This is a genomic window from Klebsiella sp. GB_Kp047 (assembly GCF_040065235.1).
Lineage (GTDB): Bacteria > Pseudomonadota > Gammaproteobacteria > Enterobacterales > Enterobacteriaceae > Klebsiella > Klebsiella quasipneumoniae.
Genome location: NZ_JBEAJG010000030.1, coordinates 113,769 through 130,154, shown reverse-complemented (window position 1 = coordinate 130,154; position 16,386 = coordinate 113,769). Strand labels below are relative to the sequence as shown.

Genomic DNA, 16,386 nt, shown 5'->3' with positions numbered 1-16,386 from the left:
TGGATATTTTTTATCGTTTTGACTTTATATTAATAGCTTCATATCACACGGTTTAGCCGATTATATTATTTTATAATTAATCAGATACGAAGGCGAATTTATAAAAAACTGCATTATGCAGTACAGATAAAACCATATGCATTAAGCGAAAATTCACTAAACTTTATAATCCGATAATTAAGAAGCACCACATCTTACTTTTGATAAAAAAAACTACATCTTATAAGATATGATAGTTCTTTTTCCTTGGTGAAAATGACTTGTTCAGATCCTCCATGAATATAGCGTCTTGGAATGTCTCTCTCTGTGTTAACTTCAAATTTATAATTTTCAACTTTATTATTATATGAGCGCTCTAATTTAAAGCCATATGGCGAGCCAGTCACTTCTATGTTTTTAAATTTCATCCCTTTGCTATTTTTAACGTGAATAGCGAATGTGCCGCATGGTTTTGAAAAACAATTAAAAGGCTCCATATTATTATCACCATTAGATTAAAAAAAGATTATTGAAGATGTTCAAAACTAGACTTTACATGCTCCCATACCATCTCAAGTGTAGGTAATAACTCTTGTTTTATCTGACCCCAAACAGAGAGCGTCAGTGATAACTTCTTTAACTTACGCTCTAACTCACCGCCATCAACTAAGGAATTCACAGTATTAATACAATCTTCTTTATATGAGTTCCCGCTCATATCATTAATTGTTTCGTCATTAATCCTTTGCAAGTCTTCAAGAGCATCCTGCAATTTACTCCCGTCTGCCACAACCTCTATGTTGTACCCATCAAATTTATTTAAAAATGTCCCATTAAGAACTATTCCTCTAAGATCATCTCCCTTACTGCCATGAATTTTTATTTTACCGTTTGAGAACTCATTCCCCTCACCACCATTTACTTCAACACCTACAACTCGCGTTTTTTTCATTTTTTCTCTCCAATTATAATCATCAAGCTATCAATTATCACACAAAAAAAAGAATGTCAATAAAAATTTTACAAATAACTGATTTTTATGGTTTAACTATTGATATTGATGATACAGCACAAATCTTTAGAGTAAGGATCCACAATAAATAACCACAAACAAATGTAATACAAATCAGACTGGCACCTAAAAATATATCAGCAAATTCCCAGCTGCACTTAATTACTCATATTTTGCATTCATTTTTGGAGCGATTATATAGATATTGGCTATTGCCACCATAACTTTTTTATTTTAACGAGACCCATTTATGCCGATTCAGCCATAGCGCCAGCATATTTTTCGCTGGCGAGAATGGCAGTTTCAGCCTGAGCAAACAGGCCAGTTCCGTTCATTGAATACGGGAACTGGAACACGTCAGCCTGTGTTGGAGTCTGTCCGTTGACCGAGGCGTTAATGGTAGCGTGCGCCGTCCCCTCATCGATCACCTGGATAAGTGTGATGGTATATATCACCTCTGCTTCAACCTGCTGTGTACCCATGGCAAGGCCGTTATCTCCGGTCATTGTGACGTTAAACATTCTGTTCATTTTGAATGACATGACTTCCTCCTCAGGATGATTGGCGGCACTCGCCTGTCGCGGCATTAACACACACAAAGGTGTAAACTCTTCCTGCAGCAAGATCGAGGTTCGCTCCATTTATTAACCTCAGGACAGAGCTATTTACCAGCGTGACAGAGCCTTGCCCACGATGAACGGTGAACGGAACTCCCACCGGGGCATCAAATGCGGTAATGCTAATACTGCCTGCGGTATCTGTCGGGCCAAGAGCAATCAGGCTATACCCCCACACGTTAGGAACAGTGCTGCCGTAGGCCGTTTTAAACGTATAGTTCGCGTTGAGGTGGTTATTTTTTCCACCCGTCGCCAGCTGATAGAAAGGCTGACCTTCTTTGATACTGACGGCCATGACCGTAGCGCCAACCCCTTTAAAGTTAAATAGTGGACCCGCCAGCTTGGCATTAGGATTGGGTTCCAGCGTGGCTCGTTTGACTATCGCGCCTGAGCTGAGGGCAATCAGCCCGCTGTTCACAACGGTTGCCGTCCCGTTTTTGTTCGTCACCTGCGTATCCACGACCACAGAGCCGTCGAATGACTCGGAGTCGCCGAGATGAATCGGATAGTCATCTGTTCCATTACTCGGAAGAACTTTTTTAAACATCGAGTTAGTGTGGTTGTTACGCGAGTTAATCGCATTATTCCCGTGATACCAGCGGATGCCCTGGTATTTATCGCTCGCATTAACGTTTCTGGCTTCCCATTCACAATCGGTAAACCCGACGTCAATACCCTCATTCCAGAAGAAATACGCCAGGGTGGTATGGCCGGTTACAAACATAAATTGAGAGAATTTAACCTCCCATGCTGCATAATTCAGTTTCACCACGTTTTCCAGGCTGTCTTCCGCGCGCTCGCATTCAATTTTTCCGCCAATAAAATGCACGTTCCTGGTGTAATTCATGCGCAGGGTTTCCTGACAGAATTCCATGTGGAACTGATAGAAATTGAGGTTGTTGCTGTTATCACTTGCACGACTGCCAATTTCCAGCGCAGGAGTCACCCCTGAAACGCCAGAATACATAATTCTGAGACTGCGAATTTCACAGTCCCAGAATTCATTAAACCGGTTACCCGCAAAACCAATAGACGTCACTCCGTCAATACCACCATGACCACCAGTGTACTGAATGACCAGACCAAGCCGACTGGAGCGAGGGGTAAACGTTGTTGGTGCTGGGTCTGTTTTACCGGCTGGCGTGGCGTTTTTAAAAAACTGCTCGGCGACCAGTGTCAGGTTGTCCAGTTTAACGCCTGTCACCCTGCCTTCTACTTTGTCCCGGCCGGTTGATTCATCGGTCGTAAATTTACCTGACACAGTGAAGGCTGGTTTGGTTGAATCTCCGTCACGGAACATCAGTACCGTGCCTTTACCGCCGTACTGGTTTGCTGTTGCGCCTTTTGCTCCCTGGATATGCACGCTGGACTGAGTAATTTCCACGTAATCAATCCATATTACATCCCCGCAAAGCGCTATTTTCTTTCCATATCCCTCGGAAATTGTGGCGTTAATATCGCTGTTCCACGCCAGCATATTTCTCAGAATCTGCCCGTTGGCTACCGGATCCTGCGAAATCCCCAGTCCGTAGCGATGCGCCAGCAGGTCACCGTCCAGAGAGTTAACCCATACGCCGCTGGCGCCGGTAGGGTCTGCCAGTGGTGCCCGGCAGAGCATAGGATACTTGGTCACCATATCCCTGTGATCGCCAGAAACGAACTTCCACCACGACGCACCTCCGTCATTTTCAGTCAGTGCGCCCTTACAAATTAGGCGTGCGCCGTTGGCCGGGAAAATTTGTTTCAAGCCATCAATGCTGGCTGGAGCACCTATCCAGATGAACCCTTCGCTTGAACCCAGGTTTGAGCGAAGAGTCGCATCGGTAACGTCGATCCACTTACCCTTTCCTGTACCGCCAGCCGTCGCCGGCGTGCTACCAGGTAAAACGACCTTAGGCATTACGCCATCCCACCGCCAGTATTCGTCCGTGGATTCCCACAGAAGAACCTCAAAACGTTGAGTGAGTAGCGATCCCTGCTCAAACGAACCTATGGCCGGAACGTATCCCCATAGCCCCGTTCCTGCAGGGTCCTGCAATTTAGGCTGACCAGCACCGTCAAAACCCAACCCCTTCCAGGCGCGGTCTTGGGCCGATGGTAGCTGGCTTATATAGGAGTCAGGGACACGCAGCGAACGATTAAAGTTGCTGGTTATCTGCTGCTGCAGATCGATATCACGACTATCGACGTAGCTTTTTGTTGCGGCATCCTGCGCCAGTGAAGGATCACGCAGGTTACGAATACGGTTATTGAGCGCGTCATAATAGTTAGCGAAGATATTTGGCTTTTTCAGAGCCAAAGAGTCCCACCACCAACCGAATTTTTGGATAAGCATAGTCAGCTTATCAAGCGCGCGTTCATGGCTTGTCGCAGGAAACTTACCGGTCGCCAGATAACTGGTTAACTGGGTCGCATCGGGATCACGATAAATCAGTAGCGTAGCGCCACTGTGTGCGGAGAGCAAAGTCAGCTGACCGCCATTCTTATCGCCGGTGCCATTCAGATAATAATCAACGTCAATTGTCAGCGTAGTTTTGTTAAAGTCGTCACCGTTCTGTGTATACAGTTCCGCGACAATATGCCCGTTTTCAATGAAGTAGAAAGGGATGCTAAAAGGGCCAGTGCTGGTTGATAGCTGATACTCAACCGATGAAGTGTCGTTCTCGACCATCATCTACTCCAAAACAGTTCGACATGGTGGCATTGTCAGAATCGTTTTGAAGCTGGGCAAAAGTAAGGCCGCAATATGCGGCCCTGAGGGGTTATTTCTCGGTGGTTTCCGATGCTTTGGCTGCGACAGCATCATCAAATTTTTTCTGGAAGTAGGCCCGGATTGACTTGTAACCGCCCGCTACCAGATATAGAGCCGATACCACTACGCTGAAGTAAAGTAAGCCCATTTGCACGTTCGTCATTTTGTCTCCTGTCTTTTCTGTTCAATCTGGCGAATACCAGCCAGCTGGTTATTTGCTTTTTCAATGGCAGCAAGTAATGGGGTTATCCATAAAACAGCCTGGCAATATGTCAGTTCGCCGGCGGTAATGGTGCCAGTACTGGGCTTGTCAGATCCGTCGGTATAGGCGTGCACTGCGCTGGAACGTAAACTGTTCGTGTATTCGAGCAACCCACCAGAAACGTCAGCAGGAACAGGCATATCACACGTTTTTTCGCGCTTGAGAATCGTTCGATATTCAATGGTTTTTTCCTCTGTACCGGCATCTACTGCCCTGTTTTTTTCCTGGACATCGCCGCTTATAGTTTGAAAAGCAGCGATATTATCCGCCTGTATTTGGATAACCCTTGCCTGCAGCGTCACCTGACTTTCAGCCGTTTCAGCTCTGCTGGATGCCGAGCTATATCGATAGCCCAGCCCTGCGGCGATTGTGAGCCCGATGATAAGAAGAAGCATAATAACTGCCGCGGCGATGGATTCTGGTTTCACTTATCGATCCCCCAACACGTCAAGGCGCTTTCCTGGTCACGTCGCTCAACCTGACCGTAGCAACCTTTCTTCTGGCCTTTGGTGAGGCGGCAGTCACGGCCACCATCAAAGATCCAACGACGAATCTCAGAGCACGCCCCTTTACGGTCGCCCGCATTAAGCTTGCGGTAGAACGTGCTGGGGAAACATTTCCCCGGTCCGATGTTGTACGGACAGAAGCTGGCGATACCAACTTTCTGTGGTGCCGTCAGCGGAACCCTGATGTTCTGGTCAACCCACGCCAGCGCCTTGTTACGCTCAATAGCGTTTACCTGATCGCATTTGGCCTGCGTCAACTTCATACCCTTCGTTACTGGCTTGCCGTCAATGCGGGTTGCCCCCCGACAAATCGTCCAGACACTAGATCCGTCAAGGTATGCAGTAAGACTGTTGCCCTCTTTCTCGTTCAGGAACTGATCCATGAGCGTTGGCGCGGATGCACCGGCGGCAATTAGCGCCAGCATGGCTGCACTGAGCTTTGCTTTGGTCGAAGCCATATTATTCTTCCGAGAACTTGCCGCGGCGATACGCGAGCCATTTGAAGTAGATATTTACGAGAAAGGTCAAAGCGGTGAACACCAAGCTGCCAATGACGCCAATAGCTGCCCACTGGCCGGGGGTGTATGAATCAAGCAGCTGCGAAAACCAATACGTAGCGCTGACTGTTGACGTCCCGTAGGTGATGACCTCGGAAACTCTGTGTGTCATTTTCATCGTTCCTTACCTCCCGGCCGGGATGGCTGATTTAAGTGGCAAGGAAGATTTTGATAGGGCCTCTCACACTGGGCAAAAGCTGATCATTTTTCAGGATTCATGAAATGAAACAGGTGCTATAGTGGTTTTGGGATTATCCCTATGGCAATGATTAAGGAATGACGAATGAAAAAAATAATTACTCTGTTACTGGTTGCGGTGTTTGGTGTGATGTCAGTGTCGGCGATGGCTTGCCCGAAAGGCACCCATCCGCATGGAGGAACGGGCTCCCATCATAAAGGTGGTACCTGCTCTTAATCAGGTTTCAGAAACTACACACAAGGAAAAACATGAAAAAATTATTCGCTGTGTTATTTGTTATGCTCTCTTTGGGATCTGTAACGCAAGCGTACGCCGGAAACTGCCAGCATCCTGACGATACCGCTGCTGACGGTTCACGTTGTGGTGGTCGTTCGGCTGACTCTCGCCCGGGCGGGCAGTAATGATAAAGCCCACCATGCGGTGGGCTTATTTATGCCGCAGTACATTTCACCACGCAGCACACCACTGTTTAAATATCAGGGTTTTATCTTGTCAAATGTCAGATTATGTTTCTACCTATCACGAATTTTTAAGAGCATTACCATATGGAAATTTTTTGGGTTGTGGTGGGCGTTGTGGTTGTGATTTTGTACCTCATCAACCAGAACAAAACCAGAGTGACAAACAGAACTGAGATAACCAGAGATCGCAAGATAAAAACGGATGACGGCGAAATCAGCATACGTGAACGACAGGTTATAGACAGTGTATCAACCCAATACACTAAACCAAATACAGTGAACGTCGCACAGCCGGATTATGACAACGCGGTGATATCTGATTACTACAAACAACTAGCTAAGCAAAAAGCTATTGAGTCTCTAAGGCAAAACCAAACACAGCCTGTTGCATCAAGCAGACCTGTGGAGAAGATAGTCAACCCATTGCCAAGAGTTGAGCAGAAACAAATCACACCTAAAACCGAATCTGCGCCGGTGGAACACAGAAAAGTGTGTACCAGATGCAGTCGCAATCTACCGATGGATAAGTTCAGAAAGTCGAGCAAGTCCCATCATGATGGTTACACCACATGGTGCGCCCATTGTCTTGATGGCCCCAAAAACACTAGGCACACCAAATGGTGTCCAATTTGCGAGATCCGCCGCAAACGAACCAGTTACTATAAGAATGCTAACAATGCGGACGGATTGATGTCATGGTGTAAAAGTTGCTGGGATTCTTATCGAGGAAGAAGTTAAGCCCACCTAAGTGGGCTGATTATCTGTTATATTAAAAAGATACTTCTGTAATGGTGGATAATAATGAACCGTGAGTACAGCCAGGTAATATATCTCGCGATCGGTATTGCTATAGCAATCAGCTTTGTTACCGTTCTGAATGATGGGTTTTCACTGCTGAACATTCTGTGTGGCCCTTTTGCAGTAATCGGAACTGTTGCAGGATTATGTATCGCTTGGTATTCCACTATCGGCATCAATAAAATCCTGCAAAAATTTGGGTTCAGGGATTACTGATTATCGTGCCAACATAAACTGCGAAGGCGGGATAATAAAGTCGTTTCCCTGCTCTTCCTTCACGCGCTGCTGGTAGCGTTGCAAAGATCCAGGCGACATCCATTCCCGCATCTGGTTCAGGATCAGGAAGTCCATCACCGGGCGCACCACATGCAGGTTCATGTACGGCGTGTGGTTTATCGCAAAGTTGAAGTAATCAGCGGCTTTTGCATCCCCCTGTTTCGTCAGTCCAAAAAGATTAACCAGTTGTGCTGCATCTGATGCAAACGGACCAGCCAGCGACGTCGCCGGGGTATTTCCGAACCGGTTGTACTCCCCAAATAGGAAATCCCCCAGAATACCCAGCCCACCGCCCTGCGCCATGGCTGCTGTCCATGTACTGACATTGTCGGCAGGGCGCGGGGTCTGGCCCCTAAGCATCAGCTTCGTCTGCATGGAGAGATAACCGAACGCCGTCGCCCACAGGAAAAGCTGAGCAATGCCCATCAGCTCACCGTTTCCATTACGCATCGCCCGGATCAGAGCGTTATTGCGAAAGGTATTATTCTGGCTTAGTGAACCAAAATCATAACCACGCCCGTAGAGCTCTCGACCGATCGCGTTCTGCATAAAGCTGGCTGTAAAAGATTTAAACTGCCATGCAAATCGCAGCATTTCGCCATAGGCAGTGCCTCGCTGCATACCCTGCTTCATGATCGACATTGTGCGTGCATCCGGTTCGTTCAGAGCTACGCCAACGCGATCGAGTATATAACCGCGCACCTTATCGGAGAGAAGCTCGCGAGCGTATTCTACTGAACGATCATTGATTTTTATCCCGCGGTTGGTGAGGTAATTCTCTATATCTGTTCGAGGTATATCTGCTACTCCGTCAGGAGTCATGTAGGCGTTACCGTCCGCTGCGTGCAGTTTCATTTTGCTGAGCGCTGCCCACTCGTTTTCTTCAATGCCATGCATCGATAGAACCCGGCGCAGTTCTTCCGGCACATCACGGAATGATTTTCCGGCGTGCGCTCCCATCCATTCAGAAACCATCATGCCGGTACTGTAGCGGCTGCTATTCGTCCACCAGCTTTGAAGGTTCAACCGGAAATAATTGCGCATCGCGCGGTTAACTCTACCAGGCATCGAATTGTCAGCGCTGAAGCGATAAATTAGCTCATCTTTCATCGCATCAGCATGTAACCCGATCGATTTAAGAACCTGCTGACGCTCCGCATTTTTCCAGCGTGTTAGCTGGACTTTATTGGCCGTAGCTTCCCAGACAGAGCCCAACATATTTCGTCCCTGATAGCGCATCTCCATAGCCTGGGTAGCGATATCATTGAATGATGAAATCATTGAACCGCCGAGCTTCATCATGGTTTCTATCGCGCGGGTTGTTGCTGCGACCCTGGCGAGCGCGGCATTACCGGGAATGTTGGTTTGCCCGGTGATTTCCTTTAACTGATTGGTCAAAGATGTGTTTCGTTTCTGGCGGAATTTATTCAACGCATTATCATCTTTCGCGGCTTTGTAGCGCTGTTCGATCCGGTCGGCAAGCTCATTAAACATGTTTTCCGGATTGGTCCCCATACGCCGCATCAGTCCGGTAGTTTCAGCTGAATGAATAAGACCGCTCCCCACGGCTTCACGCAAGTTACCCACGCCAAATTTATCGTTGTAGCGGTACCACGACAGCCCGTCTTTGAAATGCAATACGCGTTCCTGGCTCGCCCGGCGCGCAACGTTGGTGCTACCGCCTTTAAAACCCGTCATCCAGTCCGGGCGGTCAGTACGTAAATGGACGCCGGAAGACAGCCCCACGTAAACGTTATGCAAAAAATCATCGATGACCGCCTGTGATGGCGACAGTCCGCCCGGCGTCGCCGGATCAAAACGCGGGATCCGCCCGGCGACGCTCACCCACTCGCCGCCGTCATTCCGGAAACCAACGATATCACCGAGATCGATATCCTGCCCGTTAGCCAGCAAATCACCATTGCGGAAATTCGCCCGCACCACCTGCCCGTTACCGCGCATGAGATCGACATTTTCGCTGACAATACCTTTGATATAAAAACGTCCATCAGCACGCTGCGCCAGCGCTCCCACGTTTTCAGGTTTCAGTGGTTTGGCCGGGCGGGCACGTCCGTAAATCTGGTCTTCCGTCATCACCGCCGCTTTTCGAACGGTCACGCCGTTTTGACCGTTAACGTCCAGACCTTCGAAAGTACGATGGTCAAGCTCCGGGAGGATGGCATCACGCCAGGCCTCAAAGCCTGCGGTGCGAATTTTATGGATATCGTGAGACTGGCGTGCAATATAACCGGGCCGTTTGCCAATCGACGCGCCAGCACGGTTTGCATCGATGCGGGCTTTTTCCTGCCACTTCTCCAGCACGCGGGCAATTTTGATTGCGTCTTCCGGAATATGCCCCACATCGAGGTTGTTTCCCAACCGCCACATAGCATCAGCAATATTCTGATCCAGTGAACCATTAGCAAAAACAGGTAAAACCCCCTGCGCTTCCAGATCATTGGCAAGACCGGAAATGTAGTGATCGCGCAGCTGGCGCATGTTATTAAACGCGCTGTCACGGGAACCGGCTACAGCCTCATTGCGCCCCACCATGATAGCGGACAAAGCGAGATCAGGGCGTCCACCGAAGGCATCAATACGCTGAAGGTTCTCATGCATCAGGCGAAGATTGATAACCCGGTTTCGCGCTTCGATGTGCTTCGCCAGCGCATCATCACGCGCCACTTCATCAGCAGCACGGAGAGCAGCTTCCTCCAGGGATAACCCCTGATTTTCTGCCCGTATACGCGCGACAGTAGAATCCATACGGGTAACCAGCTCCTGCATCTCATCCTCACCGAGCTGGCGCCCGGCCGCCGTGTTTACTGCCTGCTCGCAGGCTGTCAGAAATTCACCCTGTGCCATTAGATGGCTCTCCTCAACATACAGGCAGCAAATGCGCGTGCAGCCTGAGCAAAACTCATATCCCCGGCCCCAGCCTGAATTTCAGCAAGGTGGGCGTTTATTTCTGCCTGATTTTCCAGTCCATTAAAATGCGCCTGGGCCAGTTCCATTTCAGACTGCAGGTCTTCTTGCGCTGCCCGCAGTTCGTCGTCTCCGCGCTGCTGGATGGTTTGTTCTGCATCTGTGCTGGCTGCACGTGCGGCCGCATCAGAATGCCGCTGGTTATCAGCCTGCATCTTCAGGCGATTGAGTGCAGCGTTACGTTCCGCCGGATCTGCAAGACGGAAAAAATCCTCAATATCAGGATTGTAACCGTCTACTGCCTGGCGAATCGCAGACCTCAGTGCATTCTGGCGAACAAAGATATTCGCATCGCTGAAACGCTCAGACGCGGTTCTTACACCTCCAACCAGCGGAGAAACCTGCAACCCTTGTTTGATCTGCCCGGCCCTGGCTTCAATCAGACTTGCCAGATCATCCGGAATTTCCCCACGCTCAAGCTGGTGTAATTTGCCGCGTGAGATTTCTGCGTCCCGGTTGGCAGAAATTTCTTCGCGTAACCGTGCTGTCGATTCCTCAGTGTTTTGGCGGATTTGCTCAATATCTTTTCGCGCACGTGCTTCCGCCTGCTTGCGGCTCATGCGCTGGCCCTGATACTGTTTTGCCAGGTCACGGAATTGCTGATCTGACTGCTGCAACGAGACTTCATTTTCGGCAATCTGCCGGTTGATGTCGGCAATGCGGGGCGACTGCCCGTCAAGCTGCCCGGAGAGAGAATCACGATAGGGCTGAATAGTTTCGTTCCATGCACGCTGCCAGGCATAATCATCAAGGCCAGTGTTAATGGTTCGGGCCAAGTCAGCCTGAGCGTCGGCAAAACTGTCACGCAATACAGGAGTGTTGTCCGGAGTGAGCCCAGCGGCATTAACGATATCCGCCTGCCCTGCTGGCGCAGCGTCAGAAACCGCCTGCGGGTTATCCTGCTGTAAACGCTGCTGACGCCTGGCGGCTATTGAATCACGAATGGCACCGCCAAAGGCATGCAGTCCACCGCCGGCTATCGTGTTCATGAAGAAATTTTCCACTGCCTGGCCGAGGGTGTAATCATCACCTTCAGACGCTGATGCCAGGGCATTAATAGGTTCAGCAACCAGAGACTGGACGGCACCGGCGCTGGCACCCTGTACAAATCGCTGTGCAAATCGACCTGCAACGCTGGCCGCTCTCACCTCCCCAAGACCTGGAACAAACCCCAGAGCAAGGTTACCCGGATCCGTCATTGCGCCAGCCAGCCCCGCGGTAAAAATAAGAGGTGTTGCTACGCCGGAAGGCGCGGACTGCAATATTGCTCGCCGCTCCTGTGTCGCCCGGCTTGTCTCGGTTACATGGTCCAGATACGCCTGTGTTACACCCTGTTCGGGTATTTTGATATTTTTGATGCCCAGAGAGTCAAACTTTTGCTGAGCCGTCTGCTGATCTACTAAAGGAGATGTAGGATCATTAGCATAGGCCTCGGATTCAAAAAACCGACTTCCAGCGTTGGCTGGTCCTGAGCGCATTCCTTCAGAAAAAGCAGCCCCCAAAGCCTGACCAAATCCGCTTTCAAAGTTACTACCTGGCTGCTGCAGGCCTGAACCTCCGTCACCATCATCAACGAATATTGGCATTGGTGTCCCTCATTCCTTCAGAAAAGGATGGGCCGCTTTGTGACTGGCCGCCGTACGTTTCACGTAATCCCTGAAGATTCTGCGCTCGCGCATCTCTTTCAGTCCCTGGAGTATACGTCGTCTCCCGGGATGCGAATTTTTTAACGCTCTGCCACCAGGATGGGTCAGCTTTCGCCATTTTGTCGAGATCCGCAAAGCTAACGGTAATCGGATTTCCACTGGCGTCATTCTGTACGTTATTGCCCAGATACAGCACCAGACCGGTATCATCCGAGTTATTTACCCAGTGGGCGTTATTTTTTACCTCATAAAGCGTTTGTGATTTGGTGAATTCGTCGGGCGTTTTACTCCCGAAATTAAGAGGCTGAAGCTGATCTGCTGTCAGCTTATCTTTAAACAGGCTGGCACCGCGGGCGATGTAATCTGGTTGATAGCCAAGATAAGTTGGAACGCGATATGTATCGTTGACAGTGTATTGACTGGTGAACATATCGGCAGCAGCCTGCTTTGCCGCAGCACCTGCATCCATTCCACGTAATACGTTGATCATCGTCAGCCGCTGCCCCTGTTCGTCAAGCGTTGACCAGCTTCCTGCACCGCCGGGCTGCACAAGCATCGTCTGACGGAAACCTGCAGACGCATCGGCCCATTCTTGCATAACGGAGGTGTCTGACCCCTTTCCATTTTTTGCAACGACTGACTCTTTCAGGGCTGACGTTGGCGTGTTTCTTTCCTGCCACAACGGTACACTTGCCCGCGGATTTCCAGCTGATAATGCACCAACCAGAGGACCATTTTTACTTTGCCCCATAATCTGTCGGCCGACCGCCTGCGAATATGGCCCAAACGCGTTCAGCTGCTGCCTGATGGATTCAACCGTTGTTTCTTTGTTGTTGTTAAATCCTTCAGCCATAGCCTGCGCTATCGAGTCAGGAAGCACCTTCTGACTGCTGATACCGAATCGACTTTTCTCTGACTGCACCGAAGCAATAAATGACTGTGCCATAGCAGGATCGGCGGGGTTTTGTTGCCATGAGTTATATGCCTGCTGCACAAGTGGCGAGTTTTTCATAAACCACGCGCCGGGATCACTTTTGCGCTGTTGAGTTACCTGCTGCAACTGGGCGGTAGCTTTCTGGTATAAAGACAACTTGCGATCAAAGTCAGGGTCGTTAGGTTGCGGGTAAAGCGCCTGAACGCTCTGCTGCGCCATCGCGACGGGTTGGGTCATTATCGTGTTATATGTCGGCACCAGCGCTTTTGTCGCTTCATACTCATCATACTGGCGGTTGTATTGTTCAAGCTGCGGCGCTGTTGCTCCCTGCGGCAGATATGAGAGATATTCCTGGCGAGTGACGTCACGTGTGGGCATGATCCCGTTCTGCATCTGAGCCATATTATTTTGCATGGTGTCCTGCAGGTTCTGCATGCCGTATGCGCGCTGCCGGTTTACTTCAGCGGATACCTGACCTAAAAACTGGCTCTTCTGCTCCGGACTCGCATTCTGATACCAGGGCATTTTCTGGATCTGCGATATCTCAGCTTCCGGCGGCAAAGACTGAGCACGGCTTAAAACATTCATGGTGTAATTACGGGTTTCGCTAAAAGGTATCCCGGCAATAAACTGATCGCTGGAAATCTCCCCTTTATTGGGATCCCCTAAACGAAGGAGCGCCGGATTTTTTCCGGCTTTATTCGTACCGTTAATCCAGTCATCTACCGCACCCGGCCCGGCGTTATATGCAGCTACCGCGAGCGCCTGGTTACCTCCGTATTTTTTGGTAAGATCCTGGTGATATAGCTGACCTATTTGCATGTTGTAACTGGCGTCAGACATAAAGCGTTGTGGATCCCACTGCATGCCATGTTTTTTGGCCGTTTCTTCAGCTGTTGCTGGGAGGACCTGCGCTATCCCCATGGCGCCAGCCGGCGAGGTAAGCGTTTGACCATTGCCATTAAACTGCCGTCCGCCAGATTCCGCAGGGATCATCGCTGAGAAAACTTTGTCAGACGAAAGGTCACCAGGTGTGAAGGTGGTTGGTGATGTCAGTTGTTTGGTCCGCCAGTCAGCAATGTATGCCTGTGTGGCGTTCTGAGACATTTGCTGCTCAGTTTTACGAATTTCACCATCTATCAGCTCTTGCGACCAACCGTTAGATTGCCCATAAGAAGTGATATTGTCTTTCATTCTGGCTAAGGTAAGTTGATAGTTTGGCGTATCAGCACGGAACGTCTGAGCATCCGCAATAGCCATTTCCCGGTTGCCCTCATACTGCCCGCGCTTGAATGCCTGGTGCTGGTCAAGCTCATGTGTGTCGGTTGTGCTCTGGAGTTGAAGGCGAGTGATGGCAGCCTGTCTGTCCCACTCCTCCATACGGGACTGAGGGATATTTTGCCTGAGGGTGGCGGCGTAATCGTCAAACTGGGAAAGTGCTTGATCAGATGATCCATCGGCATTAATCCCCAATTTCTTTTGTTGTTCTTCTGCAAGGTTGTAACGGCTATACGTAAGCTTCAGGAGATTATCCTGTACAGAAGTATCATCCAGATGGGACTGGATTGATACCGCAGCTCTCGACGCTGCGTCGGACCCTTCGTCTAAAAACTGCTGATCAGTAGTAGAGTTGGGGAGGTTAACAGGACCCGCTCCGAGGCCCTGAGTCGTCACCTGACGGTTGTAAAAAGGAAGTTGTGGCATTTACGCTTCCTCTGGTTTTGTTTCAGTAAGCATAGTTGCGCCCATGTAATTTAATGAGCCGGGGGCTGCCCCATGTTCCTGCTGGAGCAGAGAATTACGTGTAGCAAGAAAATCCTTTGTCGCTTCTTCTGCTACCGGCGCGGTGGCTAGCAGTTTTTCCAAATCTTCCTGCTGCGCCTTTATTTCTTTCTGCTTTTCAATGCCCGCGTAGACATCCTTCAGCGCTATATCAAGCAGGCTACGCACCAGTTCGGGGATTGATGGCGCTGCGCCGTAGGGAGAACGCGCCCGCTCTTCACTCTGGATAATTTCCAGTGCTTCGCGTTGTGCGTAGGTTAAAAGGATAGGTTTGGTTTTGGTCAGCTGATTCATGGTCTTTCCTCCTGTTTGGGTTTCAGGAGGAAAGTACGTTGGGCGCTATTTACTGGGCAAATTTATTTCGTTTGGCTTTGGCTTGCGTGCTCAACTGGGCGAAACAGGTTGCTATGTCTTCTTCCCGTACTTCGCCCCGAGAAACGTTGACGCCACTGATGTACCTGCTCCCAAATAGCCCAGTAAGCCTGGTCGAGCAGCTTTAGACTGCTGACGCATTGCACCAGCCTCATTCTTCAGTGCATCAGACTGGAGAATGCCCTCGTTAGCTACCGCGTTCGCATCCTCCTGGATGTTAAGCGCGGTCTGCCGGCGCAGCAGCGCATTAGTGCCGCCAAAGCCGGTACCGCTCGCAGCAATACGCGCATCCTGCTCTCCCTGGAACTGGGCGCCACGACGGCGAATGAGCGCCGACTGCTGGCCTGCGTTTAAAATAGTCTGGTTTGCTTGCTGGTCGAGCAGCTGCGCGTTGGTGTTCAGGTTACTGGATTGCTGACGCGTGCTACTTAATGATGAGAATGCATTTAACGCAGAGCTTGAGGATTGCGCTATTGGTACTGCATTATTTTTGAAACTGTCGCCGACCGTCTGCCAGTTTACAGAATCCATAGATCACCTCGTTATCGCCCACAGGGAAGAATCCTCTCCCCTGTGGTTAAATTTCTTCAGATGCCCCTCACATCGCATACCCAGCATCGCCAGCATTCTTTCGCCTTGCGGGAATGTGGTGCTGGCCTCGATGCGGTGATAGTTCGCCAGCGCCCGGTGTAATTCCCGGCGCGTTGCCTTGAATATCTCCGGCCAGAGGTGAGTAATCCCGGCCGAAATCATCATCCAGGCGTACCCTATGCCGGAGTCAAATACCAGTCCGTACTTTTCCGCGGGTACGATGCCGCCTATAGCCACAGGCTGGCCATTGTGCAGACAGGTAAACGCGCCGACACTGGCAATGTTCCCGGCGTGCTGTTCAGTCCTGATACTGCCGATCTGATGTGGTTGCGGCGTAATGGCTACCAGGTGCCAGGGCTCAAACGGAACGATCATCAGCCACCCAGCAGCGTCTTCTGGCCTGAAGTATTAGCAGCGGTTCCCGAAGCTCCCGTTACGTTGCTTTGGTTCCCCTGCCGCTGCCGGCGGCGCAGCAGGTCATCGGATTCAGCAACTGAAGCATCCTGCGTAACCTGCGCCGATGGCTTTATGACGCTTCCTTTTTTATTTGCGCTGGAGATGGCTGAATAAGTTCCTGCACCAGCCGACAGAACAGCGGCACCAGCAGCCCATGACGCCGGGTCAGTTTCCAGTGTGAATTTGCGTTTAAACAGCATG

At 50.0% G+C, this 16,386-nt stretch carries 19 protein-coding genes; 4 read left to right on the top strand and 15 right to left on the bottom strand.

Annotated elements, in window-relative coordinates; genetic code table 11:
• Window positions 1–194: 194 nt before the first annotated feature.
• The 8 genes from ABLV76_RS12430 to ABLV76_RS12395 form a co-directional block, all read right to left on the bottom strand.
• Window positions 195–476, bottom strand: a complete 282-nt coding sequence (locus ABLV76_RS12430) for a right-handed parallel beta-helix repeat-containing protein (protein ID WP_142669384.1) — start codon at window positions 474–476, stop codon at window positions 195–197.
• A 29-nt stretch (window positions 477–505) separates the two neighbouring features.
• Complete coding sequence (locus tag ABLV76_RS12425; RefSeq protein ID WP_110243599.1) at window positions 506–931, bottom strand: hypothetical protein; 426 nt, start codon at window positions 929–931, stop codon at window positions 506–508.
• A 308-nt stretch (window positions 932–1,239) separates the two neighbouring features.
• Complete coding sequence (locus ABLV76_RS12420) at window positions 1,240–1,533, bottom strand: hypothetical protein (protein ID WP_348878336.1); 294 nt, start codon at window positions 1,531–1,533, stop codon at window positions 1,240–1,242.
• Between the two features lie 10 nt (window positions 1,534–1,543).
• Window positions 1,544–4,282: a hypothetical protein gene (locus tag ABLV76_RS12415; protein ID WP_348878335.1), complete on the bottom strand. Its 2,739-nt coding sequence runs from the start codon at window positions 4,280–4,282 to the stop codon at window positions 1,544–1,546.
• A gap of 88 nt (window positions 4,283–4,370) precedes the next feature.
• On the bottom strand, window positions 4,371–4,523 hold the full coding sequence (locus ABLV76_RS12410) for a DUF1378 family protein (protein WP_004199504.1): 153 nt from the start codon (window positions 4,521–4,523) through the stop codon (window positions 4,371–4,373).
• Entirely contained in the window at window positions 4,520–5,050 is a 531-nt protein-coding gene (locus tag ABLV76_RS12405) for a hypothetical protein (RefSeq protein ID WP_009308366.1), read from the bottom strand. Before ABLV76_RS12405 ends, ABLV76_RS12410 begins: the two co-directional genes overlap by 4 nt.
• Window positions 5,047–5,586, bottom strand: a complete 540-nt coding sequence (locus ABLV76_RS12400) for a lysozyme (RefSeq protein ID WP_110243662.1) — start codon at window positions 5,584–5,586, stop codon at window positions 5,047–5,049. Before ABLV76_RS12400 ends, ABLV76_RS12405 begins: the two co-directional genes overlap by 4 nt.
• A gap of 1 nt (window position 5,587) precedes the next feature.
• Entirely contained in the window at window positions 5,588–5,803 is a 216-nt protein-coding gene (locus ABLV76_RS12395) for a phage holin (RefSeq protein WP_004199490.1), read from the bottom strand.
• A gap of 165 nt (window positions 5,804–5,968) precedes the next feature.
• Between ABLV76_RS12395 and ABLV76_RS12390 the strand changes: the two genes are divergently transcribed.
• From ABLV76_RS12390 to ABLV76_RS12375, 4 genes are all read left to right on the top strand, one after another.
• The gene (locus ABLV76_RS12390) at window positions 5,969–6,100 is read left to right on the top strand and encodes a hypothetical protein (protein ID WP_023343144.1); all 132 of its coding nucleotides are present in this window, start codon (window positions 5,969–5,971) and stop codon (window positions 6,098–6,100) included.
• A gap of 32 nt (window positions 6,101–6,132) precedes the next feature.
• Window positions 6,133–6,285, top strand: a complete 153-nt coding sequence (locus ABLV76_RS12385) for a transmembrane anchored protein (RefSeq protein WP_071786703.1) — start codon at window positions 6,133–6,135, stop codon at window positions 6,283–6,285.
• A 144-nt stretch (window positions 6,286–6,429) separates the two neighbouring features.
• Entirely contained in the window at window positions 6,430–7,083 is a 654-nt protein-coding gene (locus tag ABLV76_RS12380) for a hypothetical protein (RefSeq protein WP_009308364.1), read from the top strand.
• Between the two features lie 63 nt (window positions 7,084–7,146).
• Window positions 7,147–7,359 (top strand): hypothetical protein, encoded by a 213-nt coding sequence (locus ABLV76_RS12375; RefSeq protein WP_032451348.1) that lies wholly within the window; start codon window positions 7,147–7,149, stop codon window positions 7,357–7,359.
• On the opposite strand, the gene ABLV76_RS12370 is transcribed toward ABLV76_RS12375, so the two are convergent.
• The 7 genes from ABLV76_RS12370 to ABLV76_RS12340 all read right to left on the bottom strand — a co-directional run bounded on the left by ABLV76_RS12370 (window position 7,360) and on the right by ABLV76_RS12340 (window position 16,385).
• Entirely contained in the window at window positions 7,360–10,284 is a 2,925-nt protein-coding gene (locus ABLV76_RS12370) for a hypothetical protein (RefSeq protein ID WP_110243663.1), read from the bottom strand.
• The gene (locus ABLV76_RS12365) at window positions 10,284–11,990 is read right to left on the bottom strand and encodes a hypothetical protein (RefSeq protein WP_226649875.1); all 1,707 of its coding nucleotides are present in this window, start codon (window positions 11,988–11,990) and stop codon (window positions 10,284–10,286) included. Before ABLV76_RS12365 ends, ABLV76_RS12370 begins: the two co-directional genes overlap by 1 nt.
• On the bottom strand, window positions 11,974–14,688 hold the full coding sequence (locus ABLV76_RS12360) for a transglycosylase SLT domain-containing protein (protein ID WP_100729759.1): 2,715 nt from the start codon (window positions 14,686–14,688) through the stop codon (window positions 11,974–11,976). The genes ABLV76_RS12365 and ABLV76_RS12360 overlap by 17 nt, the downstream gene beginning before the upstream one ends.
• Window positions 14,689–15,060: a hypothetical protein gene (locus tag ABLV76_RS12355; RefSeq protein WP_100729760.1), complete on the bottom strand. Its 372-nt coding sequence runs from the start codon at window positions 15,058–15,060 to the stop codon at window positions 14,689–14,691.
• A gap of 111 nt (window positions 15,061–15,171) precedes the next feature.
• Window positions 15,172–15,669 (bottom strand): hypothetical protein, encoded by a 498-nt coding sequence (locus tag ABLV76_RS12350; RefSeq protein ID WP_110243664.1) that lies wholly within the window; start codon window positions 15,667–15,669, stop codon window positions 15,172–15,174.
• 3 nt (window positions 15,670–15,672) lie between these two features.
• A complete protein-coding gene (locus ABLV76_RS12345) occupies window positions 15,673–16,104 on the bottom strand; it encodes a hypothetical protein (protein ID WP_227835555.1) in 432 nt (143 codons plus the stop codon).
• The gene (locus tag ABLV76_RS12340) at window positions 16,104–16,385 is read right to left on the bottom strand and encodes a hypothetical protein (protein ID WP_016197572.1); all 282 of its coding nucleotides are present in this window, start codon (window positions 16,383–16,385) and stop codon (window positions 16,104–16,106) included. The genes ABLV76_RS12345 and ABLV76_RS12340 overlap by 1 nt, the downstream gene beginning before the upstream one ends.
• Between the last annotated feature and the right edge of the window lies 1 nt (window position 16,386).